The organism is endosymbiont of Lamellibrachia barhami, assembly GCF_011947365.2.
In the GTDB taxonomy this organism is placed as follows: domain Bacteria; phylum Pseudomonadota; class Gammaproteobacteria; order Chromatiales; family Chromatiaceae; genus QGON01.
Map to the genome: position 1 here is coordinate 3,133,969 of NZ_JAAVSH020000001.1, position 18,864 is coordinate 3,152,832.

22 protein-coding genes, 1 tRNA gene and 1 pseudogene are annotated in these 18,864 nt (G+C 51.9%); 18 read left to right on the forward strand and 6 right to left on the reverse strand.

The features are described from left to right. From G9Q73_RS14255 to G9Q73_RS20555, 3 genes and pseudogenes are all read left to right on the forward strand, one after another. Positions 1 to 1,132: helicase-related protein (locus G9Q73_RS14255; protein WP_177420365.1), on the forward strand; the 1,132-nt coding region annotated here is incomplete at its 5' end. A gap of 42 nt (positions 1,133 to 1,174) precedes the next feature. Then, entirely contained in the window at positions 1,175 to 2,119 is a 945-nt protein-coding gene (locus tag G9Q73_RS19240) for a nucleotidyltransferase family protein (protein WP_218650127.1), read from the forward strand. Positions 2,120 to 2,265: 146 nt separating this feature from the next. After that, positions 2,266 to 2,418, forward strand: a pseudogene (locus G9Q73_RS20555) (type IV toxin-antitoxin system AbiEi family antitoxin domain-containing protein); the annotation flags it as partial. 84 nt (positions 2,419 to 2,502) lie between these two features. On the opposite strand, the gene G9Q73_RS19765 reads toward G9Q73_RS20555, so the two are convergent. Then, positions 2,503 to 2,916 (reverse strand): PIN domain-containing protein, encoded by a 414-nt coding sequence (locus G9Q73_RS19765; protein WP_246345275.1) that lies wholly within the window; start codon positions 2,914 to 2,916, stop codon positions 2,503 to 2,505. After that, positions 2,906 to 3,154 carry a type II toxin-antitoxin system Phd/YefM family antitoxin gene (locus G9Q73_RS14270; RefSeq protein ID WP_177420367.1) on the reverse strand — a complete coding sequence of 83 codons (249 nt, stop codon included), beginning with the start codon at positions 3,152 to 3,154 and terminating at the stop codon, positions 2,906 to 2,908. The genes G9Q73_RS19765 and G9Q73_RS14270 overlap by 11 nt, the downstream gene beginning before the upstream one ends. Before the next feature lie 345 nt (positions 3,155 to 3,499). Between G9Q73_RS14270 and G9Q73_RS14275 the strand changes: the two genes are divergently transcribed. From G9Q73_RS14275 to G9Q73_RS14290, 3 genes are all read left to right on the forward strand, one after another. Beyond that, the gene (locus G9Q73_RS14275; protein WP_177420368.1) at positions 3,500 to 3,739 is read left to right on the forward strand and encodes an Abi family protein; all 240 of its coding nucleotides are present in this window, start codon (positions 3,500 to 3,502) and stop codon (positions 3,737 to 3,739) included. Between the two features lie 216 nt (positions 3,740 to 3,955). After that, positions 3,956 to 4,159 carry an IS66 family transposase gene (locus tag G9Q73_RS20560; RefSeq protein WP_177421462.1) on the forward strand — a complete coding sequence of 68 codons (204 nt, stop codon included), beginning with the start codon at positions 3,956 to 3,958 and terminating at the stop codon, positions 4,157 to 4,159. Positions 4,160 to 4,317: 158 nt separating this feature from the next. Beyond that, positions 4,318 to 4,902 (forward strand): plasmid pRiA4b ORF-3 family protein, encoded by a 585-nt coding sequence (locus G9Q73_RS14290; RefSeq protein ID WP_177420369.1) that lies wholly within the window; start codon positions 4,318 to 4,320, stop codon positions 4,900 to 4,902. Positions 4,903 to 5,851: 949 nt separating this feature from the next. Here G9Q73_RS14290 and G9Q73_RS20050 read toward each other — a convergent pair. Together G9Q73_RS20050 and G9Q73_RS14295 are read right to left on the reverse strand one after the other, a co-directional pair. Then, entirely contained in the window at positions 5,852 to 5,977 is a 126-nt protein-coding gene (locus G9Q73_RS20050; RefSeq protein ID WP_281397585.1) for a hypothetical protein, read from the reverse strand. After that, entirely contained in the window at positions 5,968 to 6,144 is a 177-nt protein-coding gene (locus G9Q73_RS14295) for a hypothetical protein (protein ID WP_177420370.1), read from the reverse strand. Before G9Q73_RS14295 ends, G9Q73_RS20050 begins: the two co-directional genes overlap by 10 nt. Positions 6,145 to 6,435: 291 nt before the next feature. On the opposite strand from G9Q73_RS14295, the gene G9Q73_RS14300 reads away from it, so the two are divergent. The 12 genes from G9Q73_RS14300 to G9Q73_RS14355 all read left to right on the forward strand — a co-directional run bounded on the left by G9Q73_RS14300 (position 6,436) and on the right by G9Q73_RS14355 (position 17,870). After that, positions 6,436 to 6,522 (forward strand) — tRNA-Leu (locus tag G9Q73_RS14300). 106 nt (positions 6,523 to 6,628) lie between these two features. After that, positions 6,629 to 7,006: a succinate dehydrogenase, cytochrome b556 subunit gene (gene sdhC / locus G9Q73_RS14305; protein ID WP_177420371.1), complete on the forward strand. Its 378-nt coding sequence runs from the start codon at positions 6,629 to 6,631 to the stop codon at positions 7,004 to 7,006. Next, a complete protein-coding gene (gene sdhD / locus G9Q73_RS14310) occupies positions 7,003 to 7,347 on the forward strand; it encodes a succinate dehydrogenase, hydrophobic membrane anchor protein (protein ID WP_218649966.1) in 345 nt (114 codons plus the stop codon). Before sdhC ends, sdhD begins: the two co-directional genes overlap by 4 nt. Next, positions 7,344 to 9,107 (forward strand): succinate dehydrogenase flavoprotein subunit, encoded by a 1,764-nt coding sequence (gene sdhA, locus G9Q73_RS14315; protein ID WP_177420372.1) that lies wholly within the window; start codon positions 7,344 to 7,346, stop codon positions 9,105 to 9,107. Before sdhD ends, sdhA begins: the two co-directional genes overlap by 4 nt. Positions 9,108 to 9,137: 30 nt before the next feature. Continuing rightward, a complete protein-coding gene (locus G9Q73_RS14320) occupies positions 9,138 to 9,833 on the forward strand; it encodes a succinate dehydrogenase iron-sulfur subunit (RefSeq protein WP_177420373.1) in 696 nt (231 codons plus the stop codon). Between the two features lie 261 nt (positions 9,834 to 10,094). Continuing rightward, the gene (locus G9Q73_RS19770) at positions 10,095 to 10,547 is read left to right on the forward strand and encodes a DUF1104 domain-containing protein (RefSeq protein ID WP_246345277.1); all 453 of its coding nucleotides are present in this window, start codon (positions 10,095 to 10,097) and stop codon (positions 10,545 to 10,547) included. Positions 10,548 to 10,570: 23 nt separating this feature from the next. After that, entirely contained in the window at positions 10,571 to 11,011 is a 441-nt protein-coding gene (locus G9Q73_RS14330; protein WP_177420374.1) for a c-type cytochrome, read from the forward strand. A gap of 16 nt (positions 11,012 to 11,027) precedes the next feature. Beyond that, positions 11,028 to 11,441 (forward strand): hypothetical protein, encoded by a 414-nt coding sequence (locus G9Q73_RS14335; protein ID WP_177420375.1) that lies wholly within the window; start codon positions 11,028 to 11,030, stop codon positions 11,439 to 11,441. 71 nt (positions 11,442 to 11,512) lie between these two features. After that, positions 11,513 to 11,779, forward strand: coding sequence for an FAD assembly factor SdhE (locus tag G9Q73_RS14340; protein WP_246345279.1), 267 nt, complete (start codon positions 11,513 to 11,515; stop codon positions 11,777 to 11,779). A 771-nt stretch (positions 11,780 to 12,550) separates the two neighbouring features. Further along, positions 12,551 to 13,174 (forward strand): NUDIX domain-containing protein, encoded by a 624-nt coding sequence (locus G9Q73_RS14345; RefSeq protein ID WP_246345281.1) that lies wholly within the window; start codon positions 12,551 to 12,553, stop codon positions 13,172 to 13,174. Between the two features lie 212 nt (positions 13,175 to 13,386). Continuing rightward, positions 13,387 to 14,745 carry an efflux RND transporter periplasmic adaptor subunit gene (locus G9Q73_RS14350; protein ID WP_177420377.1) on the forward strand — a complete coding sequence of 453 codons (1,359 nt, stop codon included), beginning with the start codon at positions 13,387 to 13,389 and terminating at the stop codon, positions 14,743 to 14,745. Next, positions 14,742 to 17,870: an efflux RND transporter permease subunit gene (locus G9Q73_RS14355; RefSeq protein WP_177420378.1), complete on the forward strand. Its 3,129-nt coding sequence runs from the start codon at positions 14,742 to 14,744 to the stop codon at positions 17,868 to 17,870. Before G9Q73_RS14350 ends, G9Q73_RS14355 begins: the two co-directional genes overlap by 4 nt. On the opposite strand, the gene G9Q73_RS14360 is transcribed toward G9Q73_RS14355, so the two are convergent. Together G9Q73_RS14360 and G9Q73_RS20765 are read right to left on the reverse strand one after the other, a co-directional pair. Then, the gene (locus G9Q73_RS14360; protein WP_177420379.1) at positions 17,856 to 18,653 is read right to left on the reverse strand and encodes a hypothetical protein; all 798 of its coding nucleotides are present in this window, start codon (positions 18,651 to 18,653) and stop codon (positions 17,856 to 17,858) included. The genes G9Q73_RS14355 and G9Q73_RS14360 overlap by 15 nt on opposite strands. Before the next feature lie 44 nt (positions 18,654 to 18,697). Further along, the gene (locus tag G9Q73_RS20765; RefSeq protein ID WP_500814667.1) at positions 18,698 to 18,862 is read right to left on the reverse strand and encodes a DUF7931 domain-containing protein; all 165 of its coding nucleotides are present in this window, start codon (positions 18,860 to 18,862) and stop codon (positions 18,698 to 18,700) included. Between the last annotated feature and the right edge of the window lie 2 nt (positions 18,863 to 18,864).

An 18,864-nucleotide genomic window follows, 5' to 3' on the forward strand; every position in this document is an offset into this window, starting at 1 on the left:
GGTCCGATCGCAGGCCGAGGAGATGGGGCTGCACTACGCTTTGCATACCGGCAAGATCCCACAGCCAAAACGCCGTGAAGAGATCCGACGATTCAAGGACGATCCCGAGTGCCGATTATTCCTCTCCACCGACTCGGGCTCCGTAGGACTCAACCTGCAGGTGGCCGATGTAGTAATCAACCTGGATATGCCCTGGAACCCGGCCAAACTGGAGCAGCGCATCGCCCGTGCCTGGCGAAAGCACCAGAAACGCCCGGTGCAGGTAATCAATCTTGTATCTGAAGGCTCCATCGAACACCGCATGCTCTCTCTGCTGGAGCAGAAGCGTTCCCTGGCTGAAGGTGTGGTGGATGGTAAAGGCAAAAATGAAATGGATCTCCCCTCCGGCCGAGCCGCTTTTTTGGAACGAATCGATGCCCTGATAACGGGTGCGTCAAAAGAACCACAAATGCCACCCACCGATCCGCTCGATCGTCTGCGGGACGATATTCTTTCACAGTGGAGCCATCATCTGGAACTGATGGAACTGCACGGCGAGGGAACACAGCAGACTCTGCTGGTGGTGGCAGACCGGCTGAGTGACGCTCTGCAGAGTGCCCTTACCCGGCAATTGCAAGAACAGTTCCCCGAGCAGACGCCGCAATTGAAATTGCTGGACCGGGATGCCTTTGCGACCATCCAGCAACTGATCGAAGCCGGCGTCTTGAACACCAACCAGGATACTGTCAGAACGGTCTACCGCGCCCCGGCCACAGATAAGCCAAAAGATGACGAACAATCAAAACGACTGACCGAGGCCCGCAACCGCCTGACCCAGAGTGAACATAAACGGCGAATGGCGAAAGTGCTCACCGAAGGCGGCTTTTCAACAGAAGCACTCGCCCCGATGCGTAGTGCCGTGGAGACGGCCTTGCATGCCCTGCTCTTTTGGCGGGGTCACGACACTGAAAAAACACCAGCCCAGGAACTGATCGAGTCAACGCTGGTACAGGCGAGCCTGCTGCCAGCCGAAACTTTGTCTCTGGTCGCCCGTCTGCGGGAGAATCAACCCGAGGTGGATGAAGCTCAAGCGGACAAACTAATCAAACAAAGCGACGAGCTTCTTTCCCGGGCTGCTTCTGTCCTGGAGTAGACTAAACGAGACTGACATTCAGTACTTACCGGGAAAACATCCGTGGCCAAATCGAAACGACAGGGTTCTAACAAGGATCGACAGTGGGTCGAGGCCAAACGACACTGCCGCCTCAGCAGGGAGGATATCCGTATGGCCAAGGAACTTGGCCTCAACCCCCGTTCCCTGATCAAAAACATCCCTTCTCCGACCCAACAGTGGAAGTTACCGGTTAAACAGTGGATCCATGAACTCTATGAAGAGAAGATCAGAAAAACCCCTGTAAACAAATGCCGTGACACCCAGCTTTTCAAATGCAGCGCACATACTGCAAGCAGCCCTATTCCACTGCATGCCTATGCGGACGACTCTGCATCGAAGAAAAACAGAGATAACTCCCTGCAGGAGACGATGACGGACTGGCAGGAATACGTCGATGAAATGTGGGACGACAACGAACCGTTGTGGTTATCCGAGTCCTCCATCTACCGGGAGATCAGTGAGGAGAATCGACGAACACAACAACGACAAAAAGACTTTCGTCTTGCCGCCGAATACGTGGCTCAGGCATTTAGACAAATATCTGCGGTGGGAAAAGTGATGCTGTTTGGTTCCGTCGCCACTCCTCTACAAAAAGAGAAACCACGTTATCGCAAATACCGCCGTACCGGCATACCCATGCTGCATAAGTGCAAGGATGTAGATTTAGCAGTCTGGGTGAATGATTCCGGCTGCCTGCGGACCCTACAGAAAGCACGCTCCAGAGTGCTGACTCTACTGCTTGAAGAACACAGTGTCAGGGTAGCCCACCATCAAGTTGACGTCTTCATCATGGAACCCGACAGTGATCGTTATCTGGGTCGACTCTGCACCTACAGCCAGTGTCCCAAGGGCAAGCAGGAGTGCCATGTGCACGGCTGTGGTTCTACACCACTATTACGGCAACATGAAGATTTCGAGCTGAACGCCTCTGCGCTAACACCGGAGAGGAGTATCCACCTCGCATGAGTATGCAAAGCAAGGCATGGAAAGAGTATTTGAACTTTAACTCCTAAAAACTACACTGATGACCACCCCCGGTCTTTTTACCAGCTTGTGTTACATTTCCTCGGGCTTTGTATATTTTTTCCTATGTAATGGAACATTCAAGCCTAATGACTCAAACGACGCAGACAGGCAAGGTGCTGGAACTGGTACAAAGGGAAGGGGTTCTGCGTCCCCGGGATCTCGATCCTTACGGCATCCCACGGATCTATCTCAGTAGACTCCACGCAGCTGGTAGGCTGCAACGAATCGGTCGGGGGCTCTATGTGCTTCCCGGTACCAACGTGAGCGAACACCGCTCACTGGCCGAGGCCTGCAAACGCGTACCGAAAGGAGCGATCTGCCTCCTAATATGGATTTTGGATACTCATCCCTTTCCAGAGACGGCCATGCTGCATGTCTTCCGAAAGGAATCGGGTCACGCTCGCTTGCACCGCCGTCTCCAACAGCATGGCATCCCAGAACGAAAATTTATGGGCATCGACCGCCTTCATCGCCCGTTGGAGAATTCCAGGTTCGGCGTTAACCACAGGAAATAGGATCATCCAATCATTCACCTGAGCCTCTGCCTCATCCCGGGGCATCTTGTTCTTACGGTTGACTGCGCTGTAGAACTCTGAGAGCGCCTGAAGCGTCAGGATGCAATCACAACGCGACATCTCTTCAATCAGTTCGATGGATTTATGGTGCCGCTCTCCGGCCTGTCGGTCGATGCTGTAGATGAGAATATTGGTATCGAGGGTGTATTTCTCACCGCTCATGAAGCTCGTCCCGGTCGAAGGACTGGCCACCCAGATTGTATCCTTTCCTCATCCTGGCAAGGCTACGCAAAAGCGCCTCCTCTTGTTCTTCGCTTAATTTTCGGTCAAGTTTAACAGCAGACAGCCGAGCAACAGGCCGCCCTCGTTTTGTGATAATGATCTCTTCGCCTTGTTCTGCGATCTCAATATATCGAGAGAGATGCTGATTCACCTCACGTATCGGGACTTGCCGTTGCATCTGAAATCCTCATATGATCATTCATACGAGATATTGTAGTACGTACTACATAAAGCCACAACATTGCAGACTTCGCCACCAAACTGGAGCAGGCACTTTCGGTAGAACGCCTTGCTGCCTACCGCCGGCGGCTGGCCCAAAACAGCAACTGCACCCTGCTCGGCCACTACGCCTGGAACATGGCGCTAAGCGAAAGCCTCTATCCGGTCCTCCGGCTCTGGAGGCCACCCTGCGCAATAGCATCCATAGTGCCGCTCTGCAGTATTTTGGGCGAGATGATTGGTATAACGATCCCCATATCATCCGGCACGACAACGATGTCGGCGCACTGAATAGAGCAAGGCGATGTTGTCCCGCCAACACAAGGTGCTCAACCCGGGACGCATTATCGCCGAGCTGAACTTCGGGTTCTGGAGCAGCATGCTGGACAAGTGCTATGAGCAGGTGCTTTGGCCTCAGCTGATCAAGACGGCTTTTCCATATATGCCGAGAAAGATCCGTACCCGCAAAGTTCTCTCCCAGCAGTTCCACAAGATACGTCAGCTGCGCAACCGCATCTTTCATCATGAGCCAATCTGGTATTGACAAGATCTGCCGCAACAGCATGAGCAGATCCTGGAGGCTATCAGCTGGATCGAACCGGCAGTCAAGGATCTGGTGATGACCGTCGATAGGTTCCCACCAGTCCATCAGAACAGCCTGCAAGAGATCGAGCAATAGCTGGAGAAGTTTTGTTGAGCAGAAATCAGTAGGCAGGCAAAACGCAAGACTTGACCCTTTGGGTGAACCAGACCACAGGCCATTCAGGCGCTGTACTATATCCGGCAACTATATCAGGTAGAATCAGCGATCCGGGGGAAACCGCCAGATGAACGAAGAAGATACCGACAATATGATGCTGCACCCATACTACAGAGGTTTAAAGACTGGCTGGAGACGAACTTAATGCAGATCTTGAGAAACTCGGAACCGTCCCGGGTGATACGTTACACACTGGCTCGCTGAGTAGTGTTGACGCGCTACCGTGATGATGGGTGCATTGAAATTGACAATAACGCGATGTTGTCAGTGATTAGTTCGCACCCGATCAATAAAATCGATGAGCTGCTGCCGTGGAATATGCAAAAAACTTTTAATCAGGTCATCGATACCCAGGAGGCTGCATGAAGAAAGTCAGTCAGATAGGCCCACAGTCTTTACTGCAACTGCGCATTGAACTGGAGCATTCCAATCCCTCGATATGGCGTAGTGTGCTGGTGCCGGATAATATCACCCTGGTTAAATTGCATCGGGTCATTCAGGAAGTTATGGGATGGTACGACTATCACCTGCATGAGTTTATCATCGATCACAGGCACTATGGCATCGTTGACCCTAATGATCCAAACTTGGATCTTGCCCCTAAACTGATCAATGAGAAGCGCAAGAACCTTGTAAAAGTGCTGGGCCAAAAAAAGCTGTTTGAATATATCTACGACTACGGCGACAACTGGCGGCACACGATCACCCTTGAAAACACACTGCCACTGACATCGGCACGATCTTCTGTTGTCTGTATCGGTGGTGAAATGGCCTGTCCGCCAGAAGATGTTGGTGGCTTGGGTGGCTACTTCGAGTTCCTCGAAGCGATGACTGATCCACAACATGAGGAGCATGAAAGCGTAATACAGTGGTGGGGTGAGGCTTTTGACCCAAGAGCCTTCGACATTATACTGGTCAACGAAAAGCTTAAGCAGATAAAACTATAAATGACCAGCCTGTAACAACCGGACGCTGCTAGAAAACTGGCGTCCACGGCCTTTCTATCCGTTACACGAGCGTCTTCTTTTGGGTTTTTCGAGTGGCAGGAGTGGTTTTCTTGGGCAAAAAGCACCACTTTTCGCTTAAAGTTATATAGAGATAATGACTATATTCTATTGATTAATAGAGCAATAAAATGGAGGCTGAGCCCGGAATCGAACCGAGGTCCACGGCTTTGCAGTCCGTCTCACTTACTGATAATTCAATAGGTTACGAAGTTTACCACCTGCATTACCACTCCGTTTAGTGATTTGGCGTTTGGAAACTGGCGACAAAGTACCATCGAAAGCCCAATAACGCCATTCTTCTGTAAGGTACTCGCTAAATATTCCGTAATCACATGGCGCGACTGCACGTAACGAATTTTCGCAAAAAAGCCTAGTGAAACCTGCTCTTTATCTAGAGGGTAGTATTGGAGATCCACACAACCCTGCAACTACGCAGGGAGACCTATTGAAAAGTGCAATCTACTTACATAATGAGCACCTAGTTCATGGCTATTAACTGATCGCATAACCATTTGTTTTTATTATATATACACTAGGTTGTTCATGCGTTTTTTACTACTTTTCTGGACTAATTCCGGCAAAAACTTCGTCGCAGATGGTTTTGGCGTACTCTACAGGCTGGAGTTAGGTGTCTTTGATCTAACACGGGACCTGTTGACAACTAGATCGCTGGGTTAAGGGGCCACCAGTCTTGTCCAATATGAAATGAGTCTGAACGAAGGGCTCGATTCCAGCGTGAAATGAGTCTGAAAAAGAGGGAGCCCAGCTCATGATGGTCACCCACAAAATTTATATGAACGACAAGAAAGATTCAGACCTCGGACGATGTCCGTGCCTTCCTGAATGGGACCACGGAAATTGAGTTTTCCATTGAGGGTAAAGACGAGCGCTACCGGGCCAGTTCCAGCAGTTTGCGGTAGTGTACGAGCCGGCGCCCCTTCTTCGCGCCTTTGTCATGAACGAATTCCGCCGCCTTGAGACCGTTCAGGACCCAGCCAACGGTACCTACCGCCACCCCGCTCTCGCTGCGATCTCACGATAGGGTACCTTGACCAGTTCGGGGTGGCAAAGGAAGGCAAAAAGGACCATCAGTCCTTTAGGCTCGAAGGCACGCTTGGCGCCATCCCGGGTCGGCATGTCCAGTCGCTCTAGTGGCCGGCTGTTGGTTACATAGACATACACCGTGGGGGGCCTGCTGATGTGCGCATTGCCCGATGAATAGGGTATTTAAGACTGATCCCGAAGAATCACATTAATATTTTTTGATGGTGAAGAATGGCGTTATTGGGTTTTCGATGGTATTTTGTCGCCAGATTCCAAACGCCAAATCACTAAGCGGAGTGGTAATGCGGGTGGTAAGCTTCGTAACCTATTGAATTATCAGTAAGTGAGACGGACTGCAAAGCCGTGGACGCCGGTTCGATTCCGACCTCAGCCTCCATTACTTTTTGTAACTTGCTGTCTCGCTCATCCGCCCGGATGGCGAAATTGGTAGACGCAAGAGACTTAAAATCTCTCGACCTTTGGGTCGTGCCGGTTCGATTCCGGCTCCGGGCACCATTCCTCTACCCGTTAAATGGGTAGTATCTAATTCCTCATTCCAACCTGCCCACACTTGGCTATACTGCGGGAAACGCTCCTATAAGTTTCCTCACGGAAGTAGGCAATGGCACGGCAAACTAAACGTCCCGTATTTCTCAATCTGCTTCAGATCAAACTGCCTGCTGCGGCTCTCTTGTCCGTTGCCCATCGGGCTACAGGCATTGTGATGTTTCTGCTGATTCCTTTTTGCATCTATCTGCTTGAGATGTCCGTATCCGATGAAACAGGTTTTCATCAGGTTTTGGCAATGATCGACAGTTTGCCCTTTCAAATACTGCTGTTTCTGATGCTTTGGATCTTGCTGCACCATCTGCTGGCAGGCATTCGTTATCTCTTAATCGATATGGATATTGGTGTGGATAGAATTGTCGCCCGTAAGAGTGCCTGGCTGGTGATTTTCAGTGGTTTTGCTTCGGCTTCCCTTTTGGGAGCGCTTTTGTGAGCCGAAGCATCTCGGGGCTTCGGGCCTGGATCTTCCAACGCATTACTGCCATCTATCTGGCGGTCTTTGTGCCGGTCGCATTGGGATATTTGCTTTTTTACCCAGTAACGAGCTATCAGCCTTGGGTCGAACTGCTCAGTTCTCCTTGGGTGAATACTTCACTTTTACTGTTTGTTTTCGCAATCCTGCTGCATGGGTGGATCGGTATCAGGGATGTGGTGATTGATTACGTTCAACCGTTCCCAGCGCGGATGGTGCTGTTGGTTCTGGTTGGGCTGGGACTGGTTGCCTGCGGGGTCTGGGCTGCACGTATCCTGTTTAACGTAAAGGGTGTGGTATGAAAATCTCCCGCAGAAGATTCGATGCCCTGATCCTGGGGGCTGGTGGTGCTGGCCTGCGGGCTTCACTGCAACTCGCTGAAGCTGAGGCGAGAGTTGCCGTTGTGACGAAGGTCTTTCCCACACGATCCCATACCGTCGCCGCGCAGGGAGGTGTCAATGCTGCCTTGGCTAATGTCACTCCAGACAACTGGCATTGGCATATGTATGACACAGTCAAAGGCAGTGATTACCTGGGTGATCAGGATGCTATCGAGTATATGTGCCGATCTGCCGCCAGGGTTGTTTATGAGCTGGAACACTTCGGTGTCCCCTTCTCCCGTCTTGAAAATGGCCGTATCTATCAGCGGGCCTTCGGCGGACAGAGTCAGAATTTCGGTGAGGGGCAGGCTTCCAGAACCTGTGCTGCGGCTGACCGGACGGGGCACGCCATACTCCACTCTCTCTATCAACAGAATATTCGAGCCAAGACCCATTTCTTTGATGAGTTCTTTGCAATTGATCTGATAAAGGATGATGAAGGGGTGATTCTTGGTGCCCTGGTACTGGAGATCGCGACGGGAGAGCCGCTGCTCATCGAGGCCAAGACCACACTGATTGCCACGGGTGGCTGTGGACAATTGTTTCGCACCAACACCAATGCACACATCAATACCGGTGATGGCATGGCGATGGCGCTGCGGGTCGGCATCCCATTGCAGGACATGGAGTTTTTTCAGTTTCATCCAACCGGCATTGCCGGTAAGGGAATGTTGATCACAGAGGCTGCGCGGGGCGAGGGGGGCTATCTGATCAATGGTGTAGGTGAGCGGTTTATGGAGCGGTATGCACCCAATGCCAAGGATCTTGCCAGCCGTGATGTGGTCAGCCGTGCCATCTCCACAGAGATACGAGAAGGGCGGGGATGTGGGCCTGACAAGGATCATGTACTGCTCAAGGTGGATCACCTGGGAAAGGAGGTTGTTCACAAGCGGCTACCGGGTATCCGGGATCTGAGCCAGACATTTCTCCATATCGACCCGGCCAAGGCACCGATCCCGGTCTTTCCTACTGCGCACTACATCATGGGTGGGATTCCTTCCGACCGATATGGACAGGTGGTGGTGCCGGTGCGAAATGGACCCGAGGAGGTTATTCCCGGGCTTTACGCTGCCGGTGAATGCGCCTGCGTTTCCATCCATGGGGCTAACCGGCTGGGTGGCAACTCTCTCTTGGATATTCTGGTCTTTGGACGCTCTGCCGGTAACCGCATCATCGAGTATCTGCGGGAGAACCGCTATCACCGGCAGATGAATGATGCAGGCGTGGAGAAAGCGATGGCACGACTACAGCGCTGGAATTTGCGTGGCGAAGGTGAATCTGTCGACAATCTGCGTACAGACCTGAAGCGGGTGATGGAGGAGCACTGCGGTGTCTTCAGAAATGAGGATGTGATGCAACAAGGTGTTGCTGAATTGAAGCGTCTGCGCGAACGTCTTCCCGATGTGCGGCTGCGTGATACCAGCAGGATATTCAATACCGCCAGGATCGAAGCGCTGGAACTGGAAAATCTGATGGACATCGCTATGGCCACCATGATGTCTGCAGCAGCACGAAAAGAGAGTCGTGGGGCGCATTCTCGGGTTGACTACCCTGATCGCGATGACATCAATTGGATGAAGCACAGTCTCTACTATCTTGAAGAGGACCGCCTGGATTTCAAGCCCGTCCGGACCCGCCCGTTATCCGTTGAGAGTTTTCCGCCGAAGGAGCGCGTCTATTGATCATTTTATTTGCAGCGACCGGGTAAGCATATGCGTTTCCGCATCTACCGTTACGACCCGGATCAAGACTGGGAACCCTATATGCAGGATTTTGAGCTTGCTGCGATCCCTTCGGGCATGATGCTGCGTGATGCGCTGCTTGCGCTTAAAGCACAGGATGAGACGCTCAGTTTCCGACACTCCTGCGGAGAAGGGGTTTGTGGTTCGGACGGGATGAATATCAACGGCCGTAATGGACTCGCCTGCATTACACCACTGGCCGAGCTGAAAGAACCGGTTGAAGTCAGGCCATTCCCTGGAGTACCGGTTATTCGGGACCTTATAGTGGACATGCAGGGGTTTTATAAACAGTATCGTTCCGTAAAACCCTATCTGATCCGCCAGGATCCAGAGCCAGAGGTCGAAATTCTGCAAACGTCAGATGAGCGGGACAGGCTTGACGGGCTATATGAGTGTATTTTGTGTGGTTGCTGCACAACATCCTGTCCCTCTTTCTGGTGGAATCCCGATAAGTTTCTTGGCCCGGCTGCCTTATTGCAGGCTTGGCGTTTCCTGGCTGACTCCAGAGATCAGGCAGAGAATGATCGACTCGATGCACTGGATGGCCCATACCGGCTGTTTCGCTGTCATACCGTTATGAACTGTGTCGATGTCTGTCCCAAGGGATTGAATCCTACTCGCGCCATTGGTCATATTCGTGACCTGATGTTGAAAAAAGCGATTTAGTCACTATTGCCCATCCTACATTATTCAGTGCATCCCAGGATCGTCTGCAACGGGCAGGACCCACGATGCTGAGTTGTTATGACATGCCCTCATCTGTCGCCTGCATTTTATTACTGTAACAATCTGAAACAGTTTTCCTGTGCGCCGAAATAATTGTGAAACAGCTAGCTCTCATACTGCACAGCATGGATTGAGTGTGTAGCGATTAGCGTCTCTACACAGTATCAAGCCATCATGCGAATCCATATGAGGAGAATTTAGATGAAAAAATGTTTGAAGGCTGTGGCAGGGATTGCGGCTTTGACGATAGGATCCATCAGTGTCGAAGCGGCAGATTATGCAGACATCAGCAATGAAGAATTGGTAAAGATGCGCTCACAGGTTCGGGAACAGTCGTATGAAGATCGTGAAGGTTATCGTACAGAGATGCAGAACAGAATGCAGTCAATGGACAGTGAAGAGCGTTCTCTGTTTCGTCAGATGAATGAAACGGGCGAACAGGGAGAGGGTAGTGGAAAGATGAATCGCTATGGTCAGGGTGGCGGCAACGGTTCCGGTAATAAATATCGCTATGGTCAGGGTAACGACAACGGCTCCGGTAATAAATATCGGTATGGTCAAGGCTCCAGCCAAGGTTCCAGCCAGGCGTATGGGAGTGGTTATGGCTCACGCAGCGGTGGTGGCTCCGGTGGCGGCAGGGGACGTGGTCATTAATGCGGTCGCTACGCATACCATATATGCTCTCATTACCAGTAGTGGCCCTGGCCATTACTGGTTGTCAGAGTCTCGGTATAAACGAGTCAAATTCCTTCTTTGTTGGCCGCTATACACAATATGTGCTGGGAAACATACCAGATCAGTATGCTGATTTAAGCAACCCTTTGCCCGCTTCGTCAGAAAATATCTCTGATGGAAAAAAGCTCTATCAAGCGCAATGTACGGTATGTCATGGTGCATCTGGTGAAGGGAATGGCTCGGCAGGCAAGCTGCTGGTTCCCAGTCCGGCCAACCTTTCGATTACCCGTAGATTACCTGTAGCTACAGATGCCTTCATTTTCTGGACCTTGTCGGAAGGTGGTGAACCGTTCGGTACAGCTATGCCTGCATTTGGTAATCAGCTCACTGATAATGAGATATGGCAGATTGCCCTCTACATAAACACTGGTTTTTCTCTTTGATAGAAGGAATATCCTAATGATTACTAAACGGCCCGCATGGGTCTGGATTGCCGCCATCGTCGCAGTGGTCTTTGGCGTAATGACCATTAAATCAGGTGGCAGCGTGCTTTTCATAGATGGTGAAGCCAGGCGTGCTGCTGGAAACACTGTGGATTTTGTTCTTTGGTTCAATTTTTCTGCAGGGTTTGTCTATATCGCTACCGGAATTGGCATTTGGTTGGAAAAAGCTTGGGCTCCAGCAGCAGCAATCGCCATTGCCACATTGACGTTGTCGGTCTTCGCCGCCTTTGGAATCCATATCTTTTTTGGTGGTGAATATGAACTGCGCACTGTGGCTGCCATGACCTTGCGTTCTGCGGTTTGGATCGCAATCGGAATCACGGGCTACCGGGCCATGTATTCACGTCTGCTGCAGGATAGGACTCAATAACTGAACGCATTGCACCACATGGCAGTGTTGGGACATACTGAGTCATACCCGTTGAGGTTCAGTCAATGCCCATGAGTGAAACTGTGGAAATCAACCGCTTACGCTGGCAGTGCCGCCGGGGTATGCTGGAACTCGATTTGCTGTTGTTTGCCTTTCTTGAAAATGAGTATCCCTCTCTCGACAGGGAGGCACGAAAGGATTTTGCGACATTACTGGAATTTCCGGACCAAACACTACAGTCCTGGCTTATTTCAGACAGCAAGATTGCTGATAAGCAAATGGTCGAAATTGTACAGATTATTCGGCAGGGAGGCCGGGATCTTGAGGCGGAACGCTGAACCGATAATTCTACAACCCGGCAGATCCCCAGTACAGCAGGTGGTCTTGTCGGCTATTTATGGTGCAGGTTTGTTGGCGCTCTTATCAACTGAGTTGTCTTCTGGACTAAAAACTGTATTGACTCTGTGTGTGTTCGCATATTTCATCTGGAAGATTGCCCTGATAAGGGGAAGTATTAAAAGCGCATCGATTAGTCGATTGGTGTGGGAGCCGGAAGGCAGCTGGAAACTGACATTTTCGGATGGACGGCAACGATACGCGCAACTCAAGCCGTCAAGTTTCTGCAGACCCTGGCTGATCGTCCTTAATTTTTCCATTGGGAGATTTCAACCACAGCGTTCCGTTATTTTGACGAGGGGAAGTTTGGACAAGGTGACTGCGCATACCTTGCGCAAGCGACTTCTCAGGGAGAGAATGCTTGCTGGTCGTTCATAACAAAGCGCAAGGGCGAACCTGGGAGGTTCACCCTTCACCAGGGCCTGTTAACAGGCCCTGATAATGTCATGAAGGTGTGGAGAGCTATCTGCAGATGTCAGCATCCGCTTCAATCATCATTTCGACGATGACTTCAATCTCATCCGGATTGGTCTCCGCGAGTTCGCGTAATTCAGCGCAACTGACTATAAGTGTGTCTGTCATGGTAGTCACCAGATCGTTAAATAATTAAATACTAATATAGATGCTGCTTTATAAGAAGTCAACTCTTTTTCTGTGAAGGAGTCGAAGTTACTGCGCCTCTGCATTCTCTGCCTATATTTCCAGATTTCTGGATGGAGCTACACATCAGCAATATGAAATATCGTTACGAAATAATAGAGTCAGAACGAGTTTACGATGGTTTTCTGAAATTGAACCGCTACCGGTTGAAGCATGATCTCTACGAAGGTGGCAGCAGTCGGGAGCTTATCCGGGAGAGACTGGAAGGGTTGCAGGCTGCTTCGGTTTTACTCTACGACCCAAATCTGGACCAGGTCGTTCTGGTGGAACAGTTTCGTATCGGCGCATTGGATCATCAGGACCTTCCCTGGGTGCTGGAGACGGTGGGCGGTTACATCGGTGAAAATGAATCCCCAGAGGAGGTGGCACGCAGGGAGGCGGAGGAGGAGGCCAACTGCAAAATCACTGAATTGGAATCGATATGTACCCTGATGGTGAGTCCTGGCCACTCCGTGGATCAGATTTTTCTCTTTTGTGGCCGGGTGGATGCCTCGCAGGCAGGTGGCGTCTTTGGCCTGGATCATGAGGGAGAGGATATCCGGGTGGTGGTGATGGATGCAGAGCAAATCATTTCTGAACTCTATGGCGGCCGCGTCAACTCTACCAGCATCATTATTGCCGTACAGTGGTTGGAAAAAGAGCGTGAAACCCTGCGTGCTCGATGGTTATCTCTTTGATCTTGGTGAAACCCACCGCACTATTTCCTGTCTACACTAAGTCAAATCTGCTCAGCCTTAATCGCTATGGGTCTAATTCCCCGCCCCTTGGGGCGTATGAATAAAGCATACGGTTCAATACCCCGCTTTCGAGGAACGAGAAAGTCGAGCGAAAGCGAGAGGGCTTGCCCCGGGGATTTTTATTCCCCTCACGTTTTTTTAGGAGTCAATGAATGTCGACCACATCGAGAAAATGGGTGATCCTGTTGCCGATCCTTTTGGGTGTCGCGATATTCATATTCCTGAAACAGGGCAAGGCACCCCCAGTGCAACAGGAACCCGTAGAGATTCCCAAGCTTGTCAGGAATATCTCGATTCCCAGTCTCAATATTGTCCCCAAGGCAGTCGGCCACGGGACAGTGCGTCCGGGTTTTACCTGGGACGCTGTGGCACAGGTTAGCGGCAAGATCCTTGAGAAACATTCGAAGCTGAAAAAAGGGGCCATTATTCCGGCTGGACAACCGTTGTTCCGGATCGACCCCACGGATTTCGAGCTGGCTATCACTCAGATCAAAGCCGACATCCAGGCCAGTCAGGCACAACTTCAGGAACTCGATGCCAAAGCAACCAATACTCGTGCAGCCCTGGCCATCGAAGAGCGAGCCCTGCGTCTGAGTGAATCAGAACTGCAGCGCAAGAAAAAACTGATTGGAAAGGGGGGCGTCAGCCGCTCCGATCTGGAGAGTCAGGAACAAGCCCTGTTGGCGCAGAAACAGAAACTACAGTCGCAGGAGAACACTCTCAATCTGCTCCCCAGTCAAAAAGCACTGGTGGAGGCACAGTTGGCACGCCATCGGGCGAAACTGGCTACCGCTGAGCGGGATCTTCAGCACACTAAAGTGCAAATGCCATTTACCGGACGTATTGCCGAAGTCAATTTTGAAAAGGAGCAGTATGTCAGGCTGGGTGAGATTTTGGTCGAGGCAGACGATCTGCAACGTGCCGAAATAGAGGTGCAGATCCCGATTGAGCAGGTAGCACCACTAATGCGCTCTGAAAAAAACGTGAATATATTGAATGCAGTGCAATCCGACTCTCATCATTCGTTTGGCATCGCAGCCGAGGTGAAATTGAATCAGGGACCGCTAAAGGCTGTTTGGCAAGGGCGGGTTGCCCGCATGAGCGATACCCTGGATCCCAAGACAAGAACGGTGGGTGTGATAGTGGAAGTGGACGAACCTTATGCCAACGTGCGACCTGGTGTGCGTCCACCTCTACTTAAGGGGCTTTTCGTTGAGGTCACGCTGATGGGAAGTGTACGCACCAACAGACTTGTGATACCTCGTCTGGCCTTGCATGACGGTACGGTCTATCTGGTTAACGCGCAAGACCGTTTGGAAATCCGCAGAGTGGAGATTGAGCTGCTGCAGCCGGAATATGCAGTGATTGGCAGCGGAGTGGGGTCTGGTGAGCGGGTAGTCATCTCTGACCTGGTTCCCGCCATTGAAGGCATGTTGTTATCGCCGCAGGCAGATGAGGCGGCTCAAACCAGGCTGGGCCAACAGGCTGCTGCAGAGGGCGTCCAACCATGATCGAGTTCTTCGCCCGACACCCCACCGCCGGAAATCTGCTGATGCTGTTTCTGGCCATCCTGGGATTAACTGCGCTGCCGGGTTTGCAGCGGGAGACTTTCCCTGATTTTGCCAGTGATGAGATTGAGATACGGGTCGTCTATCCCGGCGCCAGTGCTGAGGACGTGGAAGAGGCGCTATGCCAGCGCATCGAAGATGCTGTCGACGGTATCAGTGACGTAGCTGAGATGCGCTGTGATGCCAAAGAGGGTTTCAGCGTTGCTGTGGTGGAGATGGAGGAGGGGGGTGATCTGCTCCGTTTCAAGGATGACATCAAGACTGAGATCGATGCCATCGATAACTTTCCTGAACAGGTGGAACCACCGGTCATCCGGGAACTGGGTCGTACCGACAGAGTCGTCTCCATTGCGGTTACCGGACCTATGTCGGTGAGCCATCTGAAAGCCTATGCTGAACAGGTAAAGGACCGATTGCAGGTGCTGCCAGAAGTTTCGCAAGTCGATGTCAAAGGTTTTTCAGATCACCAACTGCGTATCGAGGTTCCCGCTTCTGCACTGCGTCAATACGGCGTAAGCATGTCTGATATTGCCAATGTCATTGCCCGTCAGGGCGTGGATCTGCCTGCCGGTTCTCTGGAAACAAGAGAACGGGACATTCTTCTCCGTTTCACCGATCTGCGGAGGACACCGGAGGCGTTGGCGGATTTGGTTGTGGTCAGCGCCAGTTCCGGCTCTGAGATACGTCTGGGGGATATCGCCCATATCAGTGACCGTTTTGAACTGGACGAGGATAAAATCCTCTTCAACGGCAAGCGTGCGGCAATTCTTCAGATCAACAAGACCAAGCAGCAGGATACGCTGGTGGTTTTTGATGCGGTCTCCATCTATCTGGATGAATTGCGTTTGACTGCACCCTCAGGCGTGGTCTTTGCCCTTACTGAGGATCGCTCATCGGTGGTGCGGGATCGTCTCACTCTGCTGTTGAAAAATGGTGCTCAAGGTCTGCTGCTTGTTTTCCTGACCATGTGGCTCTTCTTTCAGGGCCGCTTTGCCTTCTGGGTGGCAATGGGACTGCCGATCTCATTTCTGGGCGCGCTCTTCTTCATGAGCGTGTTTGGGCTGACCATTAATATGATCACCATGGTGGCGCTGTTGATTGCGATTGGCCTGCTGATGGATGACGCGATCGTTATCGCAGAAAACATCGCCACGCACCTGAAGCGGGGAAAAACCGCCATGCAGGCGGCAATCGAGGGTACCCGGCAGGTAGCGCCCGGTGTGCGCTCATCATTTCTAACCACCATCGCCGTATTTGGACCCCTGGCGTTTCTCTCGGGACATCTGGGCAAGGTATTGCAGTTCATACCGATGGTGCTGATCCTGGTGATTGCAGTCAGTCTGATCGAGGCATTTCTTATCCTGCCGCACCATCTGGCGCACTCATTGAAACACCATGAGCAGGAGACTGGGCGCTTCCGGCAAGCCTTTGATGATCGTCTGCTACGTTTCAGGGATGTCACACTGGGGCGTATCGTAGATAGTGTTATTCATCAACGCTACTGGTTTGTCGGTGGTGTAATCGCCTTGTTCCTGGCCAGTATCGGTATGATGGCGGGAGGCAAACTCAAATTCCAAGCCTTTCCCGATATCGAGGGTGACACCATCGAGGCGCGTATCCTGCTGCCTCAGGGCACCCCCCTATGGCGTACGGAAGCCGTGGTGGAGCGGGTGATCGACGGGCTGAAAAAAGTGGATGAGACGTTCATGCCGTTACAGTCGGGTGGCCAGCATCTGCTGAAGAATGTCCAGATCCGTTTTAACTCCAACATGGATGCCAACGAGGCAGGTCCCCATGTTGCCACGGTTACTGTCGATCTGTTGACAGCTGAAGAACGTAGCGGCTCATTGGACGATGTGATCAATCAGTGGCGTAATGAGGTGGGTGATATCCCTGATCTCGATGCCTTGAGCTTCAAGGAACCGGTAATCGGTCCGGGTGGAATTCCAATGGAGATTCGTCTGGTTGGCGATGATCTGGGTCAGCTCAAGCAGGCTTCACTGGAGCTTCAGTCCTGGCTGTCACGCTATCGAGGGGTATTCGATGTTACCGACAACCTGCGTCCCGGCAAACCGGAGTTGCGCCTGAGTCTGAAAGAGGGGGCACTCTCTCTGGGCCTGGATGCCTTTACCATTGCCAATCAGTTGCGGGCCGCCTTCTATGGAACCACCGCAACAGAGATCCAGGTTGGGCCTGAGTCCTATGAAATCTATGTCCGACTCAGGGATCAGGATCGTTCCGATCTGACCGATATCGAGACGTTCAGAATCACCACTGCGGCGGGTGATCAGGTTCCCCTCAGTGCCGTTGCGCATATTGAACATGATCGTGGTTACGCCCGTATCCAGCGCATAAACGGGAGGCGCACCATAACGGTTCAGGGCGATATCGATAGCCGAATCGCCAACTCCGCCGAGATTATCGGCCATACAAAGAAACACTATCTGCCACAATTGCTGGAACGCTATCCCGGTATCAGTGCTGGCATCGAAGGCGAGTCAAAGAGGACCGCCAAGACAGCAGTCTCCATGCTGCGGGCATTCGGTATCGGTCTTGTCGGTATTTTTATCCTACTTAGCTTTCAGTTTCGCAGTTATATCGAGCCGGTTGTCGTAATGACTGTGATACCACTGGCTTTGATTGGTGTTGTTTGGGGCCATCTGTTGATGGGGCTCAACCTCACCATGCCCGGTGTCATCGGCTTTGCCTCTCTTTCCGGAATTGTGGTGAACGACTCTATTCTGCTGGTTGAGTTTTTGAAACTGCGGGTACGGGAGGGACATGCAATTGTCGAGGCGGCAAAGATGGCGAGTCGGGAGCGGTTCCGCGCGGTGCTGTTGACCTCCATTACCACCATTGCCGGGCTTATTCCGCTGCTGCTTGAAAAGAGCATGCAGGCACAAATTCTGATACCCCTGGCTACCAGTATCGTTTTTGGCCTGTTGGCGACCACTATGCTGGTGTTGTTGGTAGTACCGGCACTGTTCAGCATACTGAACGACTTTGGCCTGCTGTCTGAACAGGATGAGGAGGAAACGCCGGGAACTCCTGACTTATCTGTCCAGTAGTTCCACCTTGATCCAGGTGGAGTGCTCGTCGCTGGCACGGGTCTTCGCCTGCATGCCGATATTGGATGTGCTGTTCGAACCGGCTCGGCCTGTGCTGCTGAGGGGAATCCATTCTCCAGGTTTGACACTGACCACGGTTGTGCTTTCGGTGTGCCTGACTGTTTCCTGACGGCGGCCGGGTTGTGCGTGGCGGCTGGTGATCTCCAGCCTGATGCGATCACCGATGATCTGGGGCGTTACATGGAAACCGGAGCTGATATCCTGATACTCCGTAGTGCTCTGATATCCGACCATGGGACCAGCGATTACCCCGGTTCCGGTTTCAACAGGCCGGATGATACCCGTTTTTATGAAGGCGGATTGACCCTCCAGGGTCTGTATCGTCCGGCTGGCATCAGGGTGGCTTTGGGTTGTGTAGCGTTTGATACTGCCTCTTTCCGATTGAGTGCCGATTTTGATGCTGTCATTCCCGGCGTGAATTTCGACTTGTTGTCTCTGCTGCAGTAACGGTGCATGTTCGCGAACATGGATCAACATCCGTCTTGGTGCATGGTCGAACTCGTCGATGATCTTTTTTATCTCAACCATGCGTTCTGGCGAGGTGCGAATAATCAGCTTGTTGTGCATCCCCTCGACCGTGCCCTCAGGACCCACGAAGGGTTTGAGCAGAGGGATCATCTCCTGGGGTGTCCTGCCCTTGAGATCAAAGATTTCCAAACTCTCTGCCTGAGCCTGGAGTGGAAGAAATATGAGGATGATGATCAGGCAGATGGATCGGGCCATGGGGTTTTCCAACGATAGACTACGGCAACAGGCTATGAGTTTCACTACAAGTGTAGCCGCCAGAGTTCTGCATCCGGCTCCCCAGTCTCCCAGGCTTCATCGAATATCCCTGTCAGTTGATGAACCCTGGGTCGGGCATTGAAGGCGGCAACGGCATCGTAGCGGGTCGGCTGTGTCCGGTGCAGATAGCCGCAGCCATCCACCAGCATGA

Excerpts from the sequence above, each read along its gene's own strand:
- G9Q73_RS19765 (WP_246345275.1), bottom strand. The coding sequence starts at position 2,916 with ATGAGCGGTGAGAAATACACCCTCGATACCAATATTCTCATCTACAGC.
- G9Q73_RS14270 (WP_177420367.1), bottom strand. The coding sequence starts at position 3,154 with ATGCAACGGCAAGTCCCGATACGTGAGGTGAATCAGCATCTCTCTCGA.
- G9Q73_RS14275 (WP_177420368.1), top strand. The coding sequence starts at position 3,500 with ATGTTGTCCCGCCAACACAAGGTGCTCAACCCGGGACGCATTATCGCC.
- G9Q73_RS14290 (WP_177420369.1), top strand. The coding sequence starts at position 4,318 with ATGAAGAAAGTCAGTCAGATAGGCCCACAGTCTTTACTGCAACTGCGC.
- sdhC (WP_177420371.1), top strand. The coding sequence starts at position 6,629 with ATGGCACGGCAAACTAAACGTCCCGTATTTCTCAATCTGCTTCAGATC.
- sdhA (WP_177420372.1), top strand. The coding sequence starts at position 7,344 with ATGAAAATCTCCCGCAGAAGATTCGATGCCCTGATCCTGGGGGCTGGT.
- G9Q73_RS14320 (WP_177420373.1), top strand. The coding sequence starts at position 9,138 with ATGCGTTTCCGCATCTACCGTTACGACCCGGATCAAGACTGGGAACCC.
- G9Q73_RS19770 (WP_246345277.1), top strand. The coding sequence starts at position 10,095 with ATGAAAAAATGTTTGAAGGCTGTGGCAGGGATTGCGGCTTTGACGATA.
- G9Q73_RS14330 (WP_177420374.1), top strand. The coding sequence starts at position 10,571 with ATGCTCTCATTACCAGTAGTGGCCCTGGCCATTACTGGTTGTCAGAGT.
- G9Q73_RS14335 (WP_177420375.1), top strand. The coding sequence starts at position 11,028 with ATGATTACTAAACGGCCCGCATGGGTCTGGATTGCCGCCATCGTCGCA.
- G9Q73_RS14340 (WP_246345279.1), top strand. The coding sequence starts at position 11,513 with ATGAGTGAAACTGTGGAAATCAACCGCTTACGCTGGCAGTGCCGCCGG.
- G9Q73_RS14345 (WP_246345281.1), top strand. The coding sequence starts at position 12,551 with ATGGAGCTACACATCAGCAATATGAAATATCGTTACGAAATAATAGAG.
- G9Q73_RS14350 (WP_177420377.1), top strand. The coding sequence starts at position 13,387 with ATGTCGACCACATCGAGAAAATGGGTGATCCTGTTGCCGATCCTTTTG.
- G9Q73_RS14355 (WP_177420378.1), top strand. The coding sequence starts at position 14,742 with ATGATCGAGTTCTTCGCCCGACACCCCACCGCCGGAAATCTGCTGATG.
- G9Q73_RS14360 (WP_177420379.1), bottom strand. The coding sequence starts at position 18,653 with ATGGCCCGATCCATCTGCCTGATCATCATCCTCATATTTCTTCCACTC.
- G9Q73_RS20765 (WP_500814667.1), bottom strand. The coding sequence starts at position 18,862 with ATGCTGGTGGATGGCTGCGGCTATCTGCACCGGACACAGCCGACCCGC.